Consider the following 5,117-nt stretch of genomic DNA (forward strand, 5'->3'; position numbering starts at 1 on the left):
GCGCGGCCGGGTACTCGCTCGCCCCGCGCCGCACCCCGCGCTTCCGCTTCATCGCCTCTTTCCGGAACTGGTCGACCGTCACGCGCATCGCGCACCTCCTCGTCGGAGGTGGGATCGTCCTCGGGATGGTCAGCTATCGCAAGACGGGGTACGGCGAGCCTTTACGAAGGAGCTGCGCCCCGCCCCGCAGGCGAAGGCGGTGCGGGACATGCCGCGCGTCATCTCCTGGTGGTCCCGCGCCGCTTCCCACCTCGCCAGCCTTTCGGGGCTGCCCATCTCCAGCCGGGCCAGCAGCTCGGGGGCGATGCGCTCGGCGACAGGCGCCCTGTCGCCGTCCATCCGCGAGTTGATCAAACCGTCGAAGCGGAACGGAAGACCGCGCGCGAGCGCCATCCCCTCGATGGCGTCGAAGTCGTCGACGTTCCTCTCGGTCAAGGTGGCCTTGAGGGTCAGGCGGATCCCCCTGTCGACGAGGCGGTCCACCGCGGCCGACACGGACTCGAACGCCCGCGGATCCCCGGTCACCCGCTCGTAGGTCCCGGCGCTCGCGCCGTACACCGTGATCTCGACCATCAGGGGCGAAGCGGCGGCCAGGCGATCGGCGGCCTCGTCGTCGATGAGAGTCCCGTTGGTCAGCAGCGAGATCAGGAACCCCAGGTCCCTGGCCCTGTCGTAGATGGCCCAGAAGTCCTTCCGAAGGAGCGGCTCGCCGCCGGTGATCCCCAGCCACAGGCAGCCCGCGTCGGCGAGCTGCCCGAGGACGCCGAACCACTGATCCGCCGTCAGATCTCGGTGCCCCGGGATGTCGCGGGGGATGTAGCAGTGCGAGCACGAGAGGTTGCACGCGGCCGTGATCTCGACGGTCCCGCTCAGAGGGACGCGATCGCGCAGCGCGGTCGAGAGGGCCCGCCTGGCGAACTCCCCGTACCGCCCCTCCGCCCGCGGCTCACAGCGCATCCGGTCGAGTCTCCTGCACGGCGCCGAAGCCTTCGAGCTCCGCCAGGAAGGCTTCCAGATCCCGCGCAGCCTCCTCCTCGCTCACTTCGAAGCGAGCGACGATCTCCTCGATCATCTGAGCCGCCGTGTGTTGCCCGTCCATGAGGGTCCAGATCAGGGTCCCGACCTCGTTCAGCACGAAGATGAAATCGAGGTCGTCCCGCTTGCCCGCGACGGGCACGAGGGCCGCCTCTTCTCCTATGACGCGCCAGGCGAAGGCGCTCGATTTCATGGGCTTGTCCCGGTCCACGCGGATAGTCTACACCAAAGCCGCGCCGGTGCACTTCGCCGGTGCGAGTCCGCCGCGTCACCTTTCCAAGGCGTCGAGCGCCGCGCCGATCTCCGTGGCGGTCGCGGACACGGCCGGGAGCGCGCCGCCGCGCACGATCTCCACCGCGGCGAACGGCTTGGGGAGCGCGTACCCGTCCCACGCCTCGGTGAACACCCACTGCCGCGACGCCCGCACGGTGATAGGTACGATCGCCGCGCCCGCGGCCCTCGCCGCGAGGACGGCGCCCGGCTTGGCACGACGCACGGGCCCCCGGGGGCCGTCGACCGCGAACGCCGCGTCCGCGCCTCCCCGCACGGCGCGTACGAGCGACATAAGGCCCGACGCGCCGCCACGGCTCGAGGATCCGCGGTGCACGTCGAACCCCAGCCGCGCGAGGATGCGGGCCTGGAGCGCCCCGTCCCGGGAGCGCGACGCGAGCACCGCGACCGGGCGTGGGCGCGGGTGCGCGAACAGCCCCGCCTGCCGGCCGTGCCAGAAGCAGAACACGACGGGTCCGTCCCGGTAGGGCGGCGCCGGGCCCGAGAGCCGCACGCGCCACGTCGCGCGGAGGAGGCGGATGACGACGACTCCGAACAGCGCCGCGAGCGCCCTCAGCACTGCGCCAGGCCGGCCTTGCACCTCTCGTGGCCCTTGTCCTCGTCGAGGCCGCGCTGGAACATACCCTTGGCCTTGCGCGCGTCTCCCTGCTTGAGCGAGATCTCGCCCACGAAGCAGTAGATGTCGGCCTTCGAGGCGCCCGCCGAGGGGTCGAACTTCTGGAGCAGGAGCGCGCGGAACAGCTTCACCGCCTGATCGAGATTGCCCTGCTCGTAGTAGAGCTTGCCGAGGCGGATGAGCACCTCGGTGTTCGCGAGGTCGAGCTTGTAGGCGGCCTCGAGGTTCGCGAGCGCCTTGTCCCGGTCGCCGCGCGCGAGGTACGCCTTGGCGAGCCGCTGGTGGTAGACCGCCGCGGTCTTGGAGCGCTTCTTGCCGCCGTCCGTCTCGGCCTCGATGAGCGCCTCGATCACGGGGATCGCGTCGTCCCCGCGGCCCGATGCGACGTAGGCGTCGCCGAGCGCGAGCAGGATGGGCGTGCTCGAGGGCGCGAGGGAGCGCGCGCGCTCCAGCGTGGCGACCGCGCTCGCGTGATCTCCGAGCGTGCCCGTCTGCAGCTTCGCGATCTCGGTCAGGAGCGCCACCTTCGCGGCCGCGTCCTCGAGGTGCATCTCCTCGCGCATCATCGCCTCGAGCAGCCCCTCGTTGTCCCCGCGCTTGCGGCACGCGGCAGCGAGGGCGCGGTTCGCCTCGAGGTGCCCGGGGTGCGCGGCCACGGCGAGCTTGAGCTCCGCGAAGCCGGACTCCTCGTCGCCGAGCTGCTTCTCGTGCAGCCGCGCCAGGCGGAAGTGCACCTCGGCCTCGTCCGGCCCGCCGCGGCCGGCCGCCGCGGCCTTGCGGAGCACCTCGGCGACCTTCTCCCAGTCGCCGCCCGCCTCGTACAGCTTGGCGAGCGCCGCGAGCGCCCGCGTGTGCTCCGGATCGCGCTCGAGGACGCGCTCGTAGATGGACGTCGCGCGGTCCTTGTCGCCGAGCTGCCCGTCCCAGATCTCGCCGACGCGCACGAGCAGCGTGAGCTCCTGCGCCGTGTCGCCGGCCTCGCGGGCGCGATCCGCCTCGCCCTCGAGCAGCTCCACGAGATCGTCCCACCGCTCCGTCTTCGCGTAGAGGCGCTTCAGCTCCTCCGCGGCCGCCGCGTCGCGCGGCTCCGTCATCAGGAGATCCTTGAGGAACCCCATCGCGTCGTCGAGCGCGTCGAACTTCCGCTCCGAGAGCGCGGCGAGCTGCCGCAGCACCTCGACGCGATCGGCCGGCCGCGACGCGTTGTCGAGCTTCTGCAGGAAGAGATCCCTGAGGTCGTCGTTCCTCCCGAGCTCGCCGTACAGGATCTCGAGCTGCGACAGGGCGCCCGGATCGGAGGGCTCGTTCTCGAGCACCTCGCGGTAGACCTCGACCGCCTTCTCCTTCTCCGCGACCGGCCCGACGTACAGCGCCGCCGCGCGGTGACGGAACTCGTTGGCCAGGCCGACGTCCATCGTCTGCCGCGCCCGGCGCAGGAGGATCTGCACGAGCTCGGCGAACTCGCCCTTCTGCTCTGCGAGCCGGATCAGTGCGTCCATCGCCTCGACGTCCCCCTCGTCGAGCTCGAGCACCTCGCGGTACGAGGCCATGGCGCGCGCCGCGTCGCCGATCTCGGTCTCGGCGAGCCGCGCGGCCTGGAACAGGATCGTCTTCTTCTCGGCGACGTCGTACGTCACCTCGGCCTGCTTCCCGAGCATCGGGAGCAGATCCTCGAACCGGCCGAGATCGCGCAGCAGATCGACGAGCGCGGTCAAGGCTCCGAGGTGCTCGGGCTCTCGCTCGAGGACGGCCCGATACCGGGCCTCGGCGAGCCGCGGATCGCCGACCTTCGAAGAGGCCCACGCCGCGATGCGCAAGCCGAGCTCCACCTCGTCGGCGGGCTCGAGCTTGCCCGTGCCGAGGACGCCCTGCGCGATCTCGACGAGCGCCACCCAGCTGCCGAGCTCGTCCGCCAACCGCTCGAGATCCTCGATGAGCGCGCCTTCGTCCGGCGCGATCCGGAACGCTTGCCCGAGGGCGTCGAAGGCCGTCCCCGGATCGCCGAGCCCCTGCTCCTGGTGGATCGCGAGCTCGCGCAGGAGCCGGACCCGCTCGTCGTCGTCGCCGGCCACCCGCAGCCTCGCCTCGAACAGCTTCGGGATCTTGTGCCGCTCCTCGCGGACGTCGTAGACCGTGGAGAGAACCTCCACGATGTCGTTCACGAACTCGTCGCGCACGAGCATCGCCTCGAGCGCCGCGACCGCCTCGTCGTTCTCCGGCGCCGCCTGCACCACGTCGCCGTAGACGGCGATCGCGCCGGCGAAGTCGCCGAACTCCCGCTCCCTGAGCACGCCCTGGCGGAGCCTGAGCCTGCACTTCTCGGGCTGATCACCGGCCGCCTCGATCTCCGCCTCGAGCACCTCTTCGAGCGCCGGCCATTCCTGCTCGCGCTCGTACAGCCTGTCGAGCGCGGACAGGACGCGCGCGTCGCGTTCCCCGCCGTCGAAGACGCGCCGGTACGCCCGGATGGCGCCCTTGGCGTCGTTGAGGTGCATGTCCTCGATGTCGCCGAGCCGGACGAGGAGCGCGCGCTCGAGCGCCGGATCGTAGATGTTCTCCACGCGGGCCTCGTAGACCTTGGAGAGCTCCTTCCACATGCCCTCGCTGCCGGCGAGCCTCTCGAGCGCGGCCATGACGTCCGTGCGGGACGGATCCTCCGCGAGCGCGCGGGAGTAAGTCTCGAACGCCGCCTTGGGCTTGGCGCGGCCGGTCTCGTGCAGCTCCGCGAGGCGCATCATCTCGTCCAGGCGATCCGCCGGGTTGTCGAGGATCTCGAGCTTGAGCTCGAGGATCGTCGCCAGCCTGTCGTAGCGCGCCGCCTCCCTGTGGAGCGGCTCGAGCACGTCCACGGCCCTCCTGCGGACCGAGACGTCCGCGGCGAGGTGCTCCAGCGCCTCGATGGCGCCGGCGTGTGTCGGCTGCTCGGAGAGCACGTTGCTGTAGCTCTCGATGGCGCCGTCCAGATCGCCGAGCTCCCGCTCGTCGACCTGGCCGATGCGCATGCCGAGCTCGACGCGGAGCGACTGATCGCCGGCGCACTCCTTCTTCGTCTTGAGCACCTCGAGCAGATCGGAGGGCATCTCCTTCGCCGCGTACAGCCGGTCGAGGGCGTCGAGCGCGGCCGCGTCGCGACCGTCCTCGTCGAGCACGGCGCCCCACGCCGCCAACGCCCCGG

General features: G+C 71.4%; 4 protein-coding genes. All 4 read right to left on the reverse strand.

Annotated features, from left to right (window positions below):
* Positions 1–129: 129 nt before the first annotated feature.
* The gene (locus M0R80_31280; GenBank protein MCK9464125.1) at positions 130–957 is read right to left on the reverse strand and encodes a radical SAM protein; all 828 of its coding nucleotides are present in this window, start codon (positions 955–957) and stop codon (positions 130–132) included.
* On the reverse strand, positions 947–1,228 hold the full coding sequence (locus tag M0R80_31285; GenBank protein ID MCK9464126.1) for a PqqD family protein: 282 nt from the start codon (positions 1,226–1,228) through the stop codon (positions 947–949). The genes M0R80_31280 and M0R80_31285 overlap by 11 nt, the downstream gene beginning before the upstream one ends.
* A gap of 75 nt (positions 1,229–1,303) precedes the next feature.
* Positions 1,304–1,885: a DUF374 domain-containing protein gene (locus tag M0R80_31290; protein ID MCK9464127.1), complete on the reverse strand. Its 582-nt coding sequence runs from the start codon at positions 1,883–1,885 to the stop codon at positions 1,304–1,306.
* A partial coding sequence (locus tag M0R80_31295; protein MCK9464128.1) for a tetratricopeptide repeat protein occupies positions 1,879–5,117 on the reverse strand: 3,239 nt, incomplete at its 5' end. The genes M0R80_31290 and M0R80_31295, both read right to left, overlap by 7 nt.

The sequence above is a fragment of the Pseudomonadota bacterium genome, from assembly GCA_023229365.1.
GTDB lineage: Bacteria > Myxococcota_A > Polyangia > JAAYKL01 > JAAYKL01 > JALNZK01.

What these genes read in the sequence shown, in the direction of transcription:
- M0R80_31280 (MCK9464125.1), bottom strand. Translation starts at nt 957, where the DNA reads ATGCGCTGTGAGCCGCGGGCGGAGGGGCGGTACGGGGAGTTCGCCAGG.
- M0R80_31285 (MCK9464126.1), bottom strand. Translation starts at nt 1,228, where the DNA reads ATGAAATCGAGCGCCTTCGCCTGGCGCGTCATAGGAGAAGAGGCGGCC.